Source organism: Pseudomonas shirazensis, from assembly GCF_014268785.2.
Lineage (GTDB): Bacteria > Pseudomonadota > Gammaproteobacteria > Pseudomonadales > Pseudomonadaceae > Aquipseudomonas > Aquipseudomonas shirazensis.
Genome location: NZ_JABWRD020000004.1, coordinates 1 through 16,952, shown reverse-complemented (window position 1 = coordinate 16,952; position 16,952 = coordinate 1). Strand labels below are relative to the sequence as shown.

The 16,952-nt window shown below is 60.1% G+C and carries 19 protein-coding genes; 4 read left to right on the top strand and 15 right to left on the bottom strand.

The window, feature by feature from the left end; all coding sequences use genetic code 11:
* Positions 1-9: 9 nt before the first annotated feature.
* The 12 genes from tolA to HU736_RS20030 all read right to left on the bottom strand — a co-directional run bounded on the left by tolA (position 10) and on the right by HU736_RS20030 (position 9,195).
* Entirely contained in the window at positions 10-1,086 is a 1,077-nt protein-coding gene (gene tolA / locus HU736_RS20085) for a cell envelope integrity protein TolA (RefSeq protein WP_103436372.1), read from the bottom strand.
* Positions 1,086-1,538, bottom strand: a complete 453-nt coding sequence (gene tolR / locus HU736_RS20080; RefSeq protein WP_186697744.1) for a protein TolR — start codon at positions 1,536-1,538, stop codon at positions 1,086-1,088. Before tolR ends, tolA begins: the two co-directional genes overlap by 1 nt.
* Positions 1,539-1,552: 14 nt before the next feature.
* A complete protein-coding gene (gene tolQ, locus HU736_RS20075) occupies positions 1,553-2,248 on the bottom strand; it encodes a protein TolQ (protein ID WP_103436371.1) in 696 nt (231 codons plus the stop codon).
* A 2-nt stretch (positions 2,249-2,250) separates the two neighbouring features.
* Complete coding sequence (gene ybgC, locus HU736_RS20070) at positions 2,251-2,703, bottom strand: tol-pal system-associated acyl-CoA thioesterase (RefSeq protein WP_101317414.1); 453 nt, start codon at positions 2,701-2,703, stop codon at positions 2,251-2,253.
* Between the two features lie 125 nt (positions 2,704-2,828).
* The gene (gene ruvB / locus HU736_RS20065) at positions 2,829-3,875 is read right to left on the bottom strand and encodes a Holliday junction branch migration DNA helicase RuvB (protein WP_103436370.1); all 1,047 of its coding nucleotides are present in this window, start codon (positions 3,873-3,875) and stop codon (positions 2,829-2,831) included.
* The gene (ruvA, locus tag HU736_RS20060) at positions 3,872-4,489 is read right to left on the bottom strand and encodes a Holliday junction branch migration protein RuvA (RefSeq protein WP_101317410.1); all 618 of its coding nucleotides are present in this window, start codon (positions 4,487-4,489) and stop codon (positions 3,872-3,874) included. Before ruvA ends, ruvB begins: the two co-directional genes overlap by 4 nt.
* 108 nt (positions 4,490-4,597) lie before the next feature.
* Entirely contained in the window at positions 4,598-5,122 is a 525-nt protein-coding gene (gene ruvC / locus HU736_RS20055; RefSeq protein ID WP_101317407.1) for a crossover junction endodeoxyribonuclease RuvC, read from the bottom strand.
* Positions 5,123-5,190: 68 nt separating this feature from the next.
* Positions 5,191-5,937 carry a YebC/PmpR family DNA-binding transcriptional regulator gene (locus HU736_RS20050; protein WP_101317405.1) on the bottom strand — a complete coding sequence of 249 codons (747 nt, stop codon included), beginning with the start codon at positions 5,935-5,937 and terminating at the stop codon, positions 5,191-5,193.
* A gap of 98 nt (positions 5,938-6,035) precedes the next feature.
* Positions 6,036-7,811, bottom strand: a complete 1,776-nt coding sequence (gene aspS / locus HU736_RS20045) for an aspartate--tRNA ligase (RefSeq protein WP_103436368.1) — start codon at positions 7,809-7,811, stop codon at positions 6,036-6,038.
* A 93-nt stretch (positions 7,812-7,904) separates the two neighbouring features.
* Positions 7,905-8,126, bottom strand: a complete 222-nt coding sequence (locus HU736_RS20040) for an FmdB family zinc ribbon protein (protein WP_101317401.1) — start codon at positions 8,124-8,126, stop codon at positions 7,905-7,907.
* A 92-nt stretch (positions 8,127-8,218) separates the two neighbouring features.
* Positions 8,219-8,545: a ribbon-helix-helix domain-containing protein gene (locus HU736_RS20035; protein WP_411564968.1), complete on the bottom strand. Its 327-nt coding sequence runs from the start codon at positions 8,543-8,545 to the stop codon at positions 8,219-8,221.
* 176 nt (positions 8,546-8,721) lie between these two features.
* Positions 8,722-9,195 (bottom strand): Dps family protein, encoded by a 474-nt coding sequence (locus tag HU736_RS20030; RefSeq protein WP_103436366.1) that lies wholly within the window; start codon positions 9,193-9,195, stop codon positions 8,722-8,724.
* Positions 9,196-9,478: 283 nt separating this feature from the next.
* Between HU736_RS20030 and HU736_RS21980 the strand changes: the two genes are divergently transcribed.
* The gene (locus HU736_RS21980; RefSeq protein ID WP_189691566.1) at positions 9,479-10,072 is read left to right on the top strand and encodes a cold shock domain-containing protein; all 594 of its coding nucleotides are present in this window, start codon (positions 9,479-9,481) and stop codon (positions 10,070-10,072) included.
* A 45-nt stretch (positions 10,073-10,117) separates the two neighbouring features.
* On the opposite strand, the gene HU736_RS20020 is transcribed toward HU736_RS21980, so the two are convergent.
* Both HU736_RS20020 and HU736_RS20015 read right to left on the bottom strand, forming a co-directional pair.
* Positions 10,118-10,324: a SlyX family protein gene (locus tag HU736_RS20020; RefSeq protein ID WP_101317393.1), complete on the bottom strand. Its 207-nt coding sequence runs from the start codon at positions 10,322-10,324 to the stop codon at positions 10,118-10,120.
* A gap of 4 nt (positions 10,325-10,328) precedes the next feature.
* Positions 10,329-10,751: an HIT family protein gene (locus HU736_RS20015; protein ID WP_103436364.1), complete on the bottom strand. Its 423-nt coding sequence runs from the start codon at positions 10,749-10,751 to the stop codon at positions 10,329-10,331.
* Positions 10,752-11,484: 733 nt separating this feature from the next.
* Here HU736_RS20015 and HU736_RS20010 point away from each other — a divergent pair.
* From HU736_RS20010 to HU736_RS20000, 3 genes are all read left to right on the top strand, one after another.
* The gene (locus tag HU736_RS20010; RefSeq protein ID WP_186697740.1) at positions 11,485-12,765 is read left to right on the top strand and encodes an OprD family porin; all 1,281 of its coding nucleotides are present in this window, start codon (positions 11,485-11,487) and stop codon (positions 12,763-12,765) included.
* Between the two features lie 159 nt (positions 12,766-12,924).
* Positions 12,925-14,640: a proline--tRNA ligase gene (locus HU736_RS20005; RefSeq protein ID WP_101317387.1), complete on the top strand. Its 1,716-nt coding sequence runs from the start codon at positions 12,925-12,927 to the stop codon at positions 14,638-14,640.
* A 21-nt stretch (positions 14,641-14,661) separates the two neighbouring features.
* Positions 14,662-15,615 (top strand): hypothetical protein, encoded by a 954-nt coding sequence (locus tag HU736_RS20000; RefSeq protein ID WP_186697738.1) that lies wholly within the window; start codon positions 14,662-14,664, stop codon positions 15,613-15,615.
* A 43-nt stretch (positions 15,616-15,658) separates the two neighbouring features.
* Here the strand turns inward: HU736_RS20000 and dinB are convergent, their stop codons facing one another.
* The gene (gene dinB / locus HU736_RS19995; protein WP_186697884.1) at positions 15,659-16,717 is read right to left on the bottom strand and encodes a DNA polymerase IV; all 1,059 of its coding nucleotides are present in this window, start codon (positions 16,715-16,717) and stop codon (positions 15,659-15,661) included.
* Positions 16,718-16,952: the final 235 nt, after the last annotated feature.

Here is a 16,952-nt window from a genome sequence, read left to right as displayed (position 1 = left end):
AGAGTTTAATCACAGCGCTAGATCCTCAGGTGTAAATGTCATCTTGAACGAGCGATACGCATTGAAATCACTCGGCTTCAAGCCCTGCATTTCGGTCAGTCGACCAATGTTCTTCACCGCTGCCACCGCCGAAGCATCAAACGGACCGTCGCCACTGGCGCGGGCCACACTGACGCTGGTGATGGTGCCATCGGGCAGCATGTTGATCTGCAGCACGACCGTCATGCCTTTGCGTGCCGAAGGCGGACGGGCCCAACCTTCTGCAGCGCGCATGCGGATCAGGTCGTCGAAATCACCGGCTACCTGGTCGCCCTGCTCGTCAGCCAGAGCCTGCTGGCGCTCGGTGGTATCAGACAACAGCTCGGCCAAGGCCTGGGCTTTCTTGTCTTCTGCCGCCTTGCGGGCTGCATCCTGGGCTTTTTTCTTCTGGGCATCTGCAGCGGCCTTCTTCTTGGCCTCTTCAGCTGCTTTCTTCTTCGCTTCCTCGGCTGCCGTTTTCTTCTTGGCATCCTCGGCAGCTTTTTTCTTGGCTTCTTCGGCGGCTTTCTTCTTCGCCTCTTCAGCTGCGTCTTTCTTGGCTTCTTCGTCGGCCTTTTTCTTGGCCTCTTCTTCCGCCTTTTTCTTGGCGATATCAGCCTGCTGTTTTTCGCTGGCTTTCTTCGCCTCTTCGGCTTTCTTGGCCTCGGCGGCCTTCTTGGCTTCAGCAGTCTTGGCAGCTTCTTCGGCTTTTTTGGCTTCTGCCGCTTCACGAGCAGCTTCGGCCTTTTGATCCGCGTCGGCTTTCTTTTGTTCCGCGGCCTTCACGGCCTCCTGTTCGACCTTCTTCTGTTCCAGCTGTTCGACTTCAGTCTGGCGCGAAGCGGTTTTCTTCGCTTCCCCGGCAATCTTCTGATTGGTCTGAGTAGTGGCCTGACTCTTGGACTTGAGCTGGTACAGCGTAGCCTGAACGATCGGCTTGGACGGCGGCAGCTCAGGGGTCATGGCGAAGCTGACGAACAGCATCGCAAACACCACGACATGCAAGCCAATGGCCCAGACACTGGGCCAGAAGTAGCTTTCCGAGGCAGATGGCTCTCGCTGTTGCATCAGGGCGCCTCGGTAATCAGGCCAACGTTACCGACACCGGCCTTCTGCAACCCGCCCATGGCGCCCATGACCGAGCCGTAATCGACGGACTTGTCGCCACGGATGAAGACCTGGGTCTGCTTGCCCTGGTCGCGACCGGCGGCAATGATCTTGGTCACGGCGCTGGTCATGTCTGGCAAGGTCATGGCCTTGTCCATCTGTTTGTCGGTATCGACCTCGCTGCCAAGGTTCCAGTAGTAGGTCTTGTCGGCCTTGATCGAGATGGTAAGGATCTGGACGTTGTTGTCCTGCGGCAAGGCTTCGCTGGAAACCTTGGGCAGGTCGACCTTGACCCCCTGGTTGAGCATCGGGGCCGTCACCATGAAGATGACCAGCAGCACCAGCATCACGTCGATGTAGGGCACCACGTTCATCTCGGCGACGGGCTTGCGTTTGTGGCGAACTCGGGCCATGGGTTTCTACCTGATTACTCTTCGCTGGTGTGCACTTTGCGGTGCAGGATCGCCTGGAACTCGTCGGCGAAGGTGTAGTAACGACTGATCAGCGTTTCGCTGCGTGCGGCGAAACGGTTGTAGGCGATAACGGCCGGGATCGCGGCGAACAGGCCGATCGCAGTGGCAATCAATGCTTCGGCGATGCCCGGCGCAACGGTGGCCAGGGTTGCCTGCTGGGCAGAAGCCAGGCCGCGGAACGAGTTCATGATGCCCCAGACAGTACCGAACAGGCCGATGTACGGGCTGGTCGAGCCTACGGTAGCGAGAAACGGCAGGCTCTGCTCGAGCTTTTCTTCTTCACGCGAGATGGCTACGCGCATGGCTCGGCCAACGCCTTCCATGACTGCATCCGGGTCTACGCCCTGCTGCTGACGCAGACGCGAGAATTCCTTGAAGCCGGCACGGAACACCTGCTCCACACCCGAATCCGGGTCCGGGTTGCTACCTGCCTGACGGTACAGCTTGGACAAATCAATGCCCGACCAGAAGCGCTCCTCGAAGGCATCCAGCGCACGACGACCGGCGCGCAGCATGCTGCTGCGCTGAAAGATCATGATCCATGAAGTGACCGAGGCGGCCACCAGAATCAGCATTACCAGCTGCACCACGATGCTGGCATTGCTGACCAGACTCCACATGGAGGTATGGTCGACGACGTTAGCTTCCACGCTTATTCTCCTGCATTCGATTGAGTACCCGGGCCGCCCGCCAGGAAGGCGTCGCGCAGCGCTGGGGGGATGGCTCGGGGTTTGAAAGTGTCGGCGCGCACAGCGGCCACCAGAAACTGCCCCTCACAGAGCAGTTTTGCATCTTGTTCTCGCCACACCTGCTGCACGAAGCGCAGGCTGGCGCGGTTCACCTCGACGACTTCTGCGGTTACCCGCAACTCATCATCCAGGCGCGCCGGCGCGTGGTAGCGCGCCTCGGTGGAGTGAACCACGAACAGCAGATTCTCCCCGGCCAGTTGATGCTGGGAGAAACCCAGGTGACGCAACCGCTCGGTGCGCGCACGCTCCATGAATTTCAGGTAGTTGACGTAATACACCACGCCGCCTGCGTCGGTATCTTCGTAATAGACGCGACAGCGGTGTGCGAACGATTCAAGCCCATTTTGCGCGCGCATACTCTAGTGCTTACTCCTCGGCTTGCCAATCCGCCCGGCAAGTGTTTTTGCATTCGGTAATGTCTTAGTGCCAGCGCGCCATGGGCATGCCAGCGGTAGGACCACGGAAACTGCCTTTTGATCTGTCATTCATCGACAACATCGGAAAAATCCGCCGGGTCGGCCAAACGCCCGGGCAGGTTCAAGCCAAAGTGCAGGTAGGCGTGCCGCGTCACCACGCGGCCACGCGGCGTACGCATGATGTAGCCCTGCTGGATCAGGTACGGCTCGAGCACGTCTTCGATGGTATGGCGCTCTTCGCTGATGGCAGCGGCAAGGTTGTCCACGCCGACCGGACCGCCATCGAACTTCTCGATCATGGTCAGCAGCAAACGCCGGTCGGAGTGATCGAAGCCGCGCTCGTCGACATCCAGCAGATTCAGCGCCAGGTCCGCCACCGCCTTGGTGATCTCGCCCTTGCCGCGTACCTGTGCGTAGTCGCGCACCCGGCGCAGCAGGCGGTTGGCAATCCGCGGCGTACCGCGTGCACGCCGGGCAATCTCGAAGGCGCCCAAATCATCGATGACCAGGCCAAGAATGCCCGCCGAACGGGTAACGATGGTGGCCAGGTCCTTGTCGCTGTAGAACTCCAGGCGCTGGACGATGCCGAAACGGTCGCGCAAGGGGTTGGTCAGCATGCCCGCTCGGGTGGTCGCGCCGACCAGGGTGAACGGCGGCAGATCGAGCTTGATCGAACGCGCGGCTGGCCCCTCACCGATCATGATGTCGAGCTGGAAGTCTTCCATTGCCGGGTACAGCACTTCTTCGACAATCGGCGAGAGCCGGTGAATTTCGTCGATGAACAGCACATCGTGCGGCTCGAGATTGGTCAGCATTGCCGCCAGATCACCGGGCCGCTCCAGAATTGGCCCTGACGTGCTCTTCACCGAAACGCCCATCTCATGGGCGATGATATTGGCCAGGGTGGTCTTGCCCAGGCCCGGCGGACCGAAGATCAGGGTGTGATCGAGCGACTCGTTGCGGCCACGCGCGGCCTGGATGAACAGGCCCATCTGGTCGCGCACCACCGGCTGGCCGATGTACTCATCAAGGCTCAGCGGGCGAATCGCGCGGTCCTGGACTTCTTCGCGGTCGCGTCCGGAAGCGGCGATCAGGCGGTCGGTTTCGATCACTTGCTAATCATCCCTTGCAGGCTGCGGCGGATCAGGTCTTCGCTGCTCAGGCCGGCCTTGTCCTTGATCAGCGAGATAGCCTTGCTGGCTTCCTGAGGCTTGTAGCCCAGCGACACCAGCGCACTGACCGCGTCGGCTTCGGCGGTGGACGCGCCACCGACCGGCGCCGGACCGTCGGATACCAGGGTGAACATCGACGAGGACGTTTCCCAAGCTTTGAAGCGGTCCTTGAGCTCGACCAGCAGGCGCTCGGCAGTCTTCTTGCCAACCCCGGGTACGCGCACCAGCACCGAGGCATCCTGCGCTTGCACGCAGCGCACCAACTCGTCGATTTCAAGCCCGGACATCAGTGCCAGCGCCAGCTTGGGGCCGACGCCATTGAGACGGATCAGCTCACGGAACAGCTCGCGCTCGCGCTTCTCGCCAAAGCCGTAGAGCAGGTGGGCGTCTTCACGCACCACCAGGTGGGTATGCAGGGTAACCGGCTCGCCAACCTTGGGCAGGCGATACAGGGTGGTCATCGGCACTTCGAGCTCATAGCCCAGGCCGTTGACGTCGATAATCAGGTGCGGCGGTTGTTTTTCCGCCAGGGTGCCGCGCAAACGTCCAATCACGTTTCGATCCTTCCTTTCGAGCGCCGGCCACAGACCGGTCAACCCTATCAGCAAATGCGTCGAGTGAACGTTTCACCCGGCCAAAATGTGTATCAGCGCATGAAGCGGTTACAGACGCAAGCGTCCGCCGCGCTTGCGCGCAGTGGTCAAGCCGTGGGGGATCAGGCTGGAGCGGGTATGCGCATGACAGAGGGCGATAGCCAAGGCGTCAGAGGCGTCGATCTGCGGCTTTTGCGTCAGCTTGAGCAGGTGCATGACCATCAGCATCACCTGGTCTTTGTTGGCCGCACCGGTGCCAGCCACCGCCTGTTTGACCTGGGTGGCGCTGTATTCGGCGATCTCCAGGCCAGCTTCGGCACCGGCCACGATGGCTGCACCACGGGCCTGGCCGAGCTTGAGCGCCGAATCCGGATTGCGCGCCATGAACACCCGTTCGATGCCCATGGTAACCGGGCCGTGCTGGCGAATGATCTCGCTGACGCCACGGAAAATGATCTGCAGGCGCTCGGACAACTCCCCGGCGCCCGTACGAATACACCCCGACGCCACATATTCGCAGCCCCGGGCGGTCTGGCGGACCACGCCAAAACCGGTGATGCGCGAACCGGGGTCGATACCAAGAATCAGAGTCATAGGGCCTGCAAGTTGAAAATGAAAACACGCTTGGAGCAGTCAGGCCCTGATGGCTTGAAGCGCTGGCATCAGCCTAGCTGCTCAAGGACCTCATCGGAGATCTGCGCATTGGAATAGACGTTTTGCACGTCGTCCAGGTCTTCGAGCATGTCGATCAGCTTGAGGACTTTTTCAGCGCCATCGCGATCAAGCTCGGCACTGGTGGTCGGCTGCATCACGATTTCGGCGTCGGCGGCCTTGAACCCAGCTTCTTCCAGCGCGTTGCGCACGGCATAAAAGCTGTTGAACGAAGTGAACACTTCGAACGAGCCGTCGTCATTGCTGACCACATCATCGGCGTCGGCCTCCATGGCCGCTTCCATCAAGGCGTCTTCGTCAACGCCAGGGGCAAAGCTGATCTGGCCCTTGCGCTCGAACAGATAAGCAACTGAACCGTCGGTGCCAAGGTTGCCGCCGCATTTGGTGAAGGCATGGCGCACAGCCGCTGCGGTACGGTTGCGGTTGTCGGTCATGGTTTCGACCATGATCGCCACGCCGCCGGGGCCGTAACCCTCATAGCTGAGCTCTTCGACGTTGTCGCTTTCGTTGGTGCCGGCGCCGCGGGCAACTGCCCGATCAATGATGTCGCGGCTCATGTTGGCACCAAGTGCCTTGTCCAGCGCCAGTCGCAAGCGCGGGTTCGACGCTGGATCGGCGCCGCCCTGCTTGGCCGCGACCGTCAGCTCGCGGATCCACTTGGTGAAGACCTTGCCTCTCTTGGCATCCTGGCGCTCTTTGCGGTGCTTGATGTTCGCCCACTTGGAATGACCAGCCATATCGACTCCGAATCCTTGATCCACAAACAGGTTCCGCCCCGAAGGGCGGAACGCGATAAATTCGAGGGCGCGACCTCACGGGCGCGCCCGGGTCGGTGTTACTCGACCTTGGTCTGCTCGCGCAGACGGATGTGCAGCTCACGCAGTGCCTTGGCATCGACCAGGCCCGGAGCCTGGGTCATGACGCAGGCAGCGCTCTGGGTTTTCGGGAAGGCGATCACTTCACGAATCGACTGGGCGCCGGTCATCAGCATTACCAGACGGTCCAGACCAAAGGCCAGGCCGCCGTGCGGCGGTGCACCGAACTTCAGCGCGTCGAGCAGGAAGCCAAACTTCTCTTCCTGTTCCGCCGCTTCGATACCAAGCAGGCGGAACACCGCCTGCTGCATCTCTTTGCGGTGAATACGGATCGAACCGCCACCCAGCTCGGTGCCGTTGAGCACCATGTCATAGGCACGCGACAGCGCGGTGGCCGGATTGGCCTCGAGCTCTTCCGGGGTGCACTTGGGTGCAGTGAACGGGTGGTGCAAGGCGCTGAAGCTGCCGTCTTCGTTCTCGTCGAACATCGGGAAGTCGACAACCCACATCGGTGCCCATTCGCAGGTCAGCAGGTTGAAGTCGTTGCCGACCTTGATCCGCAGCGCACCCAAGGCTTCGCTGACCACTTTGAACTTGTCGGCACCGAAGAACACGATGTCGCCATCAACCGCACCGACGCGATCGAGGATCACGTTGAGGTTGGCCTCAGGGATGTTCTTGACGATCGGCGACTGCAGGCCTTCGACGCCCTTGGCGCGCTCGTTGACCTTGATGTAGGCCAGGCCCTTGGCACCATAGATGCCAACGAACTTGGTGTACTCGTCGATCTTGCTACGCGGCATGCTTGCGCCGCCTGGCAGGCGCAGGGCGGTGACGCGGCACTTCGGATCGTTGGCCGGGCCGGCGAAGACCTTGAAGTCGACATCTTTCAGCTGGTCGGCAACGTCAACCAGTTCCAGCGGGTTACGCAGGTCTGGCTTGTCGGAACCGTAGCGGCGCATGGCCTCTTCGAAGGTCATGTGCGGGAATTCACCGAACTCCAGGTCCAGCACTTCCTTGAACAGCTTGCGGATCATGCTCTCGGTGAGGCCCATGATCTCGGACTCGTCGAGGAAGCTGGTCTCGATGTCGATCTGGGTGAATTCCGGCTGGCGGTCGGCACGCAGGTCTTCGTCGCGGAAGCACTTGGCGATCTGGTAGTAACGGTCGAAGCCGGCCACCATCAGCAACTGCTTGAACAGCTGCGGCGATTGCGGCAGGGCGAAGAAGCTGCCGGCGTGGGTACGGCTTGGCACCAGATAGTCACGTGCACCTTCTGGGGTGGCACGGGTCAGGATCGGTGTTTCGACGTCGAGGAAGCCGTTTTCGTCGAGGAAGCGGCGGATGCTGGTGGTGATGCGCGAACGCAGACGCAGCTTCTCGGCCATTTCCGGACGACGCAGGTCGATGAAGCGATAACGCAGGCGGGTTTCTTCGCCAACGTCGGAGTATTCGTTCAACGGGAACGGCGGGGTTTCGGCTTCGTTGAGTACGGTCAGCTCGTAACCCAGTACTTCGATGCCGCCCGACGCCATGTTGGCGTTGACTGCACCTTCGGGACGCTTGCGCACTTTACCGGTGATCTGCACGACGTATTCGCTGCGCACGCGGTCGGCGGCGGCGAAGGTTTCGGCGCGATCCGGGTCGAACACGACCTGGGCCATGCCTTCGCGGTCACGGATATCGAGGAAAATCACCCCGCCGTGGTCGCGGCGACGATGGACCCAGCCGCAAAGGGTGACTTCCTGGCCGTCCAGGCTCTCGTTCAGTTGGCCGCAATATTGGCTGCGCATCATGATGGTGGTTCGCTTCTCGTGATTCGTGTATTCGATGGAGGCCTTGGCCGCCCAGAGGGCTAATACTGCAAGACCCGGACGTTGCAATTCAACTCAGTCGGCCTTGTCGCCGCCTGCCAGATTCTTTTTTGCCCCGGTCTTGAAGTCGGTTTCGTACCAGCCAGTGCCACTGAGGCGAAAACCTGGAACGGACAATTGCTTCTTCAATTCCGGCGCCTGGCAGGCCGGACAATCAGTCAACGGCGCGGCGCTGATCTTCTGCAACGCCTCAAGCTGATGGTTGCAGGCTGCACATTGATAGTCGTAAAGGGGCACGGGGATCTCTCGCAAACCATAACGCTGGCTGCCGGGGCAGCAAAAACCGGCATTATATATGGTTAGAGAGGTCAGTGCAGCCCGCCCGGCACTCAACGCTCGCTTGGCGGATCGCGTAGCCAGGCAACGCAGATCACCCGGACCAGGCCGCTGAAGTTGCGCACCCCGCCGTGGCGCAGGTGAACTTCGCGGTCAATGTAGGACAACACCGCGCTGACCGAGCACTGATTGGCCTCGGCAATATGCTGCAATATCTGCCAATACACATCCTCCAGACGCAGGCAGGTGGCAAATCCATTAAGCCTGACCGACCGCGACACTGGCTGCACCTGCAGCATGTCGAAGTCCGCTGCGAAGGGATCGACACAGGCCTTGCCTGGCCAATGTCCCTGACACACATTGCGTTTGCTGCTCTGCACCCTGATGTCCACTGCTGCCACTCCATCGCCAAGGGGATCCATTCATGTGCTGGAGACATGAACCATGGCGTGTAATGAAGCGCCGCGAGGCGGGGCATGAGCAGCGGCAAAATTTTCCGCCTGCGCGGGCAGTTCACCACCGCCCTGCGCTTCACGCGCAGGGCGGCCTGGACAGCTTATTTACCTTCGAGCAACGAGCGCAGCATCCACGCGGTCTTCTCGTGAACCTGCATACGCTGGGTCAGCAGATCCGCTGTTGGCTCGTCACTGACCTTGTCGACCACCGGGAAAATACTGCGTGCGGTACGCGTGACCGCCTCCTGCCCCTCGACCAACTGGCGGATCATCTCATCAGCAGGCGGCACACCCTCCTCTTCCTTGATCGACGAGTGGCGGGCATAGAACGCGTAGGAACCAGGCGCCGGGAAGCCCAGCGCGCGGATCCGCTCGGCGATCGAGTCAACCGCCAGGGCCAGCTCGTTGTACTGCTCTTCGAACATCAGGTGCAGGGTACGGAACGCCGGACCAGTAACGTTCCAATGAAAGTTATGAGTTTTCAGATACAACACATAGGTATCCGACAACAAACGGGACAGCCCATCGACGATGGACTTGCGATCTTCTTCACTGATACCGATATCGATTGCCATGAAGCTCCCCTTTTTCATGTGGCTTGGGTAGTCAAGCGGATGAAGGGGCACTGTAACAAGACTTGCCTGCGCCTGCATGTGACCCAGGGCAATCGATCACACCCATCAGCCGCCCGGTTTGAGCTCACCGCGCCTTTGCTGTTAAATAGGCAGGGTGCCATCCGTGCGGATTGTTAATGCCGGATGCATAGGCAGGCCAGCTGCGTGACCGCGCTTTCTCTCTCATGCGCACCGTGCTGCCCGCTCTTCCTGTGATTGACCTTATAAACGTGAGCCAACCCAAATGTTCAAGATCGTCCATCTGGTGACGGGCGTAGCAGCCTTGCTGCTGTCGCTCATACCAAGCCTTCGCACCGAGGCAATTCCCTTCCTGCAGCAACCGGAGGCCGTGTACCTGGCCTTGCTCGGCCTGCTCAACCTCCTGCTGGCGCCGGTCGTGCCGCTTTATTACCGCGGTGCGCGCCTGCAACTGCAATACCTGGCCAGCGCTTTGCTGGTGCTGGCGGTTGTCCTGCAGACAGTAACCGTGCTGGTACGGCCTGAGCTGGGCAACCTGCCTGCACTGCTGTGCGCTGCTCTGGCAGTTCTGGCACACCTGGTTGCCGGCTTCAGCCGCAGCAGCGGCCGCTCGCGCAATATTGGCGGCGCTGCCCAGGAAGGCAGCAAGCGCGATACCGGCACCGTCAAGTGGTTCAACACCTCGAAAGGCTTCGGCTTTATCTCGCGCGACTCCGGCGACGATATCTTCGTACACTTTCGCGCCATCCGTGGCGACGGCCACCGCGTGCTGGTCGAAGGCCAACGCGTGGAGTTCTCGGTCATGCACCGCGACAAGGGCCTGCAGGCAGAAGACGTGATCGCGGTCTCGCGCCGCTGACAGCAAAGGCCTTGCGGGCGCTATGCACCCGCAAGGTACCCACCCTCAGTAATGAGGCGGCGGCGCTTCTTCACCTTCGCTGCCGTACTGCCCGACCATCTCCTCGTAACGCTTGATCAGCTCGGCCATCTGCAGTTGCAGACGATTGATCACCCTCCCCTGCTCGACCACCACATCATTGAGCTCCTGCAGCGCGTCATCCTGAAACGCCTGACGGGTTTCCAGATCGATGATTTGCGATTCCAGAGACATCAGCTCACGCCTCCTTGAAGTCATTGTTGTTCAACGCCGAGCGCAGGCGCTGGCGAAGCTGTGCGAGTTGCTCCTCGCGGTACTCGGCAGCCGCCACCTTGCCCCACACTGGCGCAGGCCAGGCAGCATCGTTGCGGTGGCGCACGATCACGTGCATGTGCAGTTGGCTGACCACGTTGCCCAAGGTCGCCACGTTCATCTTGTCGGCAGCAAATTCCTGTTTGAGCGAATTGGCCAGGCAGGTGGTTTCTTGCCACAGCTGCTGCTGGTCGGCTGCCGTGAGGTCGAACAGCTCACTAACGTCGGCTTGCCGCGGCACCAGAATGAACCACGGATAATTGGCGTCTTTGCTCAACAGCAGCCGACACAGCGGGAAATCTCCCAACACCAGGCAATCCTGCTGCAAACGCGGATCCAGGACAAACACGGCAAATCTCCTTCAATCAGATCGCCTGCGCAACGCAGGCATGGTGCGCGGAGGATACCCTGCCTAGCCGCAACAGGCATGAAATCGGGCGCTCCAGCTACACTTTAGCTGGCTTGCACGCCTGCCCTGCACCGCCACGGTAACAGAGCGCTACTTTTCGCACCAAAATAGAGCCGTCCGTCACGGTGCTGACGGCGGTTCCCAGTAAAACTACTCAAGATGAACAATCGGCGGTAACACATTGGTTTAGTTAGCAACCTTACAGTTGCATCGACCGTAGAATTTTGGCACACCATCAGACAGACCGAACCCTTTATTTTCGGAGGTTTGCCAGCAAGCGATCAGGCAGATGTGAAAAATTCATCAACTCAATGTGAAAATGAGCACGCTTGTTGCATTGCCTCAACGCCAAGTCGGCACGACACCTGCAGTGAGCGGAAGCTGTCGATGGACCACAGCGCTGAGGCACTACCGAGGGGTACCGTCGCTGGGTTAACGGATGACGGAGCAAAATGCTGGGATATATGTCCGCTGTTCGTCGCGTAATTTGCGACATCGAATTAGTTATAAGCGACACGCTATAAAGTTTGTGAAAAGTTGCTTTATGCATATCGCCAAATAAAGAGTCAGCGTGATATACCTTCGCGCCGACACAACAAGAAAGAGCTGCCCCATATAATTAAAACCCCGGGCGCAGCGGTACTCTTCCTAAAAACCAAAGGAGCAAATCACGATGCGCGTGATGAAGTGGAGCATGATCGCCCTGGCCGTTGCGGCAGGCACCTCGCAAATGGCCATCGCCTCTTCGCAGGATGATTCCAAAGGCTTTATTGAAGACAGCCAGCTGTCAGTCAAGTTGCGCAACCTGTACTTCAGCCGTGACTATCGTAACCAGGAGTCGGCCGCTAACCGCACAGCCGGCCTGCGTCATGACCAGCGTGAATGGGGCCAAGGCTTCATCGGTACCTTTGAATCGGGCTTCACCCAAGGCACCGTCGGTGTAGGTGTCGACGCCATCGGCATGCTCGGCCTCAAGCTGGACAGCGGTCGTGGCTTCTCCGGCACGGGCCTGTTCCCCACCGGTTCAGATGGCCGTTCCCAGGACGACTACTCCAAGGGTGGCGCGGCGGTCAAGTTCCGCATTTCCGACACCGTACTCAAGGCTGGCGACCAATTCGTATCGCTGCCTGTATTCGCCACCGACGACAGCCGCTTGCTGCCTGAGATGGCCCAAGGCACATTGATCACCAGTAGCGAAATCAAAGGCCTCACCCTGAATGCGGGTCGCTTCACCAGCCTGACCGGTCAGGAACAGACCAACCGTGACAACTTCCGCCTGAAAAAAGCCGACGTTGCCGGCGGCACGTATGCCTTCACCGACAGCCTCAGCACCAGCCTTTACTACTCCAAGGTTGAAGACTACTGGCGCAAATACTACGCCAACGTCAACTGGGCTCTGCCGATCTCTGACACTCAAGGCCTGGTGTTCGACTTCAACGTGTACGACACCAAGAGCAGTGGCAGCGGCGAAGCTCGAGCCTATGATGGTGACAAGATTGACAGCCGCGCATTCAGCTTGTCCGGCGCCTATAGCATTGGCGCGCACACTTTCACCGTCGCGTATCAGAAGATGACCGGCGACGGTGGCTATCAGTATGGCGTCGACGGCAATGGCACCATTTTCCTGGCAAACTCCATTGCCCGCTCCGACTTCAATGCTGAAGGCGAGAAGTCTTGGCAAGCACGTTATGACCTGAACTTTGCCGAGTTCGGTATTCCTGGCCTGACCTTCATGACTCGCTACGTACGCGGTACGGATGCGAAAGTGGAAGGCACCAACAACGGAACCGAGTGGGAACGTGACATCGACGTCAAATACGTGCTTCAGGAGGGCCCCGCCAAGGACCTGAGCTTCCGTGTTCGTCAGGCAACTTATCGCTCGTCCGACGCCGTTTACTCCAACTCTCTGGACGAACTGCGTCTGATCGTCGAGTACCCGCTGAGCATCCTGTAAGCCTGGCTTGCAGTGCCCCGCACTTGAAAAGCCCGGCGACCACGCCGGGCTTTTTCTTGGCTGACAACTGGCCTGCGCTGCGGCATCCTGTACGCTTTCGTTTCGCCCCCGTAGAATGCGGGGTCATTTCAACGTCTTAGGCAATCGACACGGCCCCCCATGCGCACCAGTCAATATTTGCTCGCCACCCAAAAAGAAACCCCTGCCGATGCAGTGGTCATCAGCCATCAGCTCATGCTGCGCGCCGGCATGATCCGCAAGCTGGCCTCCGGCCTGTACACCTGGCTGCCGATGGGCCTGCGGGTAATGCGCAAGGTCGAAGCCGTGGTCCGCGAAGAAATGAACGCCGCCGGCGCGCTTGAAGTGCTGATGCCGAGCATCCAGCCAGCCGAGCTGTGGCAGGAATCTGGCCGCTGGGAACAGTACGGCCCAGAGCTGCTGCGCCTGAAAGACCGGCACAACCGCGATTTCTGTGTTGGCCCGACTCACGAAGAAGTGATCACCGACATGGTTCGCAACGAGCTGTCCAGCTATAAACAGCTGCCGCTCAATCTGTACCAGATCCAGACCAAATTCCGCGATGAGATCCGCCCACGCTTCGGTTTGATGCGCGGCCGCGAGTTCATCATGAAGGACGCCTACTCGTTCCATGCCGATCAGGCTTCCCTGCAGGAAACCTACGACCGCATGCATCAGGCGTACAGCAACATCTTTACCCGCCTGGGCTTGAACTTCCGCCCAGTGCAGGCTGATACCGGCTCGATCGGTGGCAACTACTCGCACGAATTCCACGTCCTGGCCGCTACCGGTGAAGACGACGTGATCTTCAGCGACAGCTCCGACTACGCCGCCAACATCGAAAAAGCCGAAGCCATCCCACGCGAAAGCGTGCGCCCGGCGCCAACCGAAGAGTTGCGCCTGGTCGATACTCCGCACGCCAAGACCATCGCCCAACTGGTCGAAAACCATGGCCTGCCAATCGAGAAGACGGTCAAGACCCTGATCGTGCGCGGCGCTGAAGAAGGCAAGCTGATTGCCCTGATCGTGCGCGGCGATCACGAACTCAACGAAATCAAGGCCGCCAAGCTCCCTCAGGTTGCCGAACCGCTGGTCATGGCCAGCGACGCCGAGCTGCGTGACGCAATTGGCGCCGGTGCAGGCTCGCTGGGCCCGCTGAACCTGCCGCTGGAGATCATCATCGACCGCTCGGTGGCCCTGATGAGCGACTTTGGCATCGGCGCCAACATCGACGACAAGCACTACTTCGGCGTCAACTGGGAGCGTGACCTGCCAGTGCCTGAAGTAGCTGACCTTCGCAACGTGGTTGCCGGTGACCCAAGCCCAGATGGCCAAGGCACCCTGGTGATCAAGCGCGGCATCGAAGTCGGGCATATCTTCCAGCTCGGCACCAAGTACAGCGAGGCGCTCAAGTGCCAGGTACTCGGCGAGAACGGCAAGCCAGTAGTACTGTCGATGGGTTGCTACGGCATCGGCGTTTCGCGCGTGGTTGCTGCTGCCATCGAGCAGAGCTACGACGACAAAGGGATCATCTGGAATGATGCCCTGGCGCCGTTCCAGATCGCTCTGGTACCGCTGCGCTACGAAACCGAGGTGGTGCGTGAGGCGACCGACAAGCTCTACGCCGAACTGACCGCTGCAGGCTTCGAAGTGCTGCTCGATGACCGTGACAAGAAGACCAGCCCAGGCAACAAGTTTGCCGATATGGAACTGATCGGCATCCCGCACCGGATCGTGGTCAGTGACCGCGGCCTGGCCGATGGCAATCTGGAATACAAGCACCGCACCGAGCAGGACGCCCAGGCGCTGCCGGTCAATGAAGTGCTGACCTTCCTGCAAGCCCGCATCCGTCGCTGATAGCTCAATGCGCGAGTGAACATGTACAAGCGAAGTACCTTTACCCTGGGGGGCGCCGCACTCTGCGGCGCCCTGTTCGTCAGCGGCTGCGCCAATCAGATGTCCCAGCGCAGCGAGCATGAAGAACGCGTCGAGCGCAAGTTGCTCGAGCACAGTCTGCAGATCGACGTTGGCGAGCCCAAGGTAATGGAGCTTCCGCAACGGCGCGTGCGCGTCCACGAGCAGCAGCGCTTCGAAGTCACCGAGTTCGAAGTGACCCGCCGCTACGACCGCTACACCCCCTACCAGCCCTGGCGGGAGATCTACGAGATCCCGCTGGGCGCGGTCGCGGTGGTGGCTGGAGTCGGTGCCAATGTGGTCAATGTGTTCGCCTTGGGCAACCTGCCGCAGAGCATCACTCATGACTGGCTGAGCTATGGCGTTGCCGGGCTCAATCCATTCATGAACGTGCAATCCAACGGCCGTGCCCAGCAGAACCTGGCGGGCATCAGCGAGGTGGAGAAAGCCAAGCGCGAAGAATCCACCAACCTGCCCTGGAGCGAGCGCCTGGTCGAGGTCAAGGCTGGCAAGCTCAACCATGAGCTGACCACCGACCGTAATGGCGTACTGCGGCTGAACCTGCTGGATGTGCCGTTTTCCGAGCAGAATCTCGGCCGCGTAGGCACCCTGCACCTGCAGGTGGTCGACGAGGACAACGGCATTCGCGGCGACGCCAGCCTGCTGGTCAGCGGCACGCTGCGCAACAAACTGGTCGAAGCACGGCACCTGATCTTCGATGACCTTGAAGACGACGATGTCAGCCAGTGGGTTCACCGGGTCAAGCGGCTGTCCGAGCTGGGGCTGGAAGAAGAAGCCAGTGAGCTTGAGCAGAGCCTGATTGAACTGACCCGCAATGATCCTGAATTGCAGCAGGAATTCTTGCAGGCACTGACCAAGCAGACCGGGCGACTGGTAGCAGATCCAGGCGGACAATAACCGCCTTCGTCACAGGCCGCCTGGCGGCCTTGCTGACGCACCGTCACGTTGGCGCAAACAACTCCAGCTGCTCATGCGCCCCGCGCAGATCGCGCAAGCGCACCCCCACCCCAAGCAAGCGCACCGGCTTGCCGCCACGGGCAAACGCCTGACTCAGCAACTGTCGGTAACTCTCCAGATCGCGCCCGGCACCCGCCTGCTCCATGGTCGTCTGGCTAAAGTCATGGAACTTGACCTTGACGAATGGCTTGTCGGCTTTATAGCTGCTGTCCATCCGCGCGACCCGCTCATTAAGGCTATCAAGCAACTCAGGCAATTTGGCCAGGCAACTGTTCAGGTCAGGCAGATCGGTATCGTAGGTGTTTTCGACACTGACTGACTGACGCCGGCTGTCATTCTGTACAGCCCGCTCATCCACGCCACGAGCCAGCCCCCACAAACGCTCGCCAAAACTGCCAAACTCGCGCACCAGCGCCAGCTTTGACCATTCGCGCATGTCCATGCAGGTCTCGATACCCAGCCGGGTCAGCTTGTCGGCTGTGACCTTGCCCACGCCATGCAGGCGAGCCACCGGCAGCGCGGCAACAAACGCCTCCACCTCGCCCGGGGTTATCACAAACAATCCATTGGGTTTGCGCCAGTCGCTGGCGATCTTGGCCAGGAACTTGTTTGGCGCAACCCCTGCTGAAACCGTGATGTGCAAGGACTTGGCGACGCGCTGGCGGATATCCTCAGCAATCCGCGTGGCGCTACCGCCGTACCAGGAGCTGTCGCTGACATCCAGATAGGCTTCATCCAGTGACAGCGGCTCGATCAGCTCGGTGTAGTCGCGAAAGATCGCCTGGATCTCGCGCGAGGCTTCGCGGTAGGCCTCGAAACGCGGCTTGACGATCAACAGGTCAGGGCAGAGTTTAAGCGCGTGGCGCGAGGACATTGCCGAGCGTACCCCATAGGCGCGCGCTTCATAGTTGCAGGTGGCAATCACCCCGCGCCGCTCCGCCGAGCCACCCACCGCCATCGGCCGGCCAGCCAGGCTCGGGTCGTCACGCATTTCGATCGCAGCGTAGAAGCAGTCGCAGTCGACATGGATGATCTTGCGCAAGGACATGGATGACCGTCAGTACTGTAAATTCATACAGATATTACCGTAACCGCCACGCGCTGACACCGTGCACACCGCGCTATTCGATAATTGGCCTGGAATGCCCGCCGTTGCTGAGCCCGGCACTTAATTGACACGCTAACAGATTGAACAGAAAAGGATTTCCCTGAGAAATAGCTTGACTGCGCAGCGCCAGGGAGTAGAATCCACCCCACAGACGCGGGATGGAGCAGTC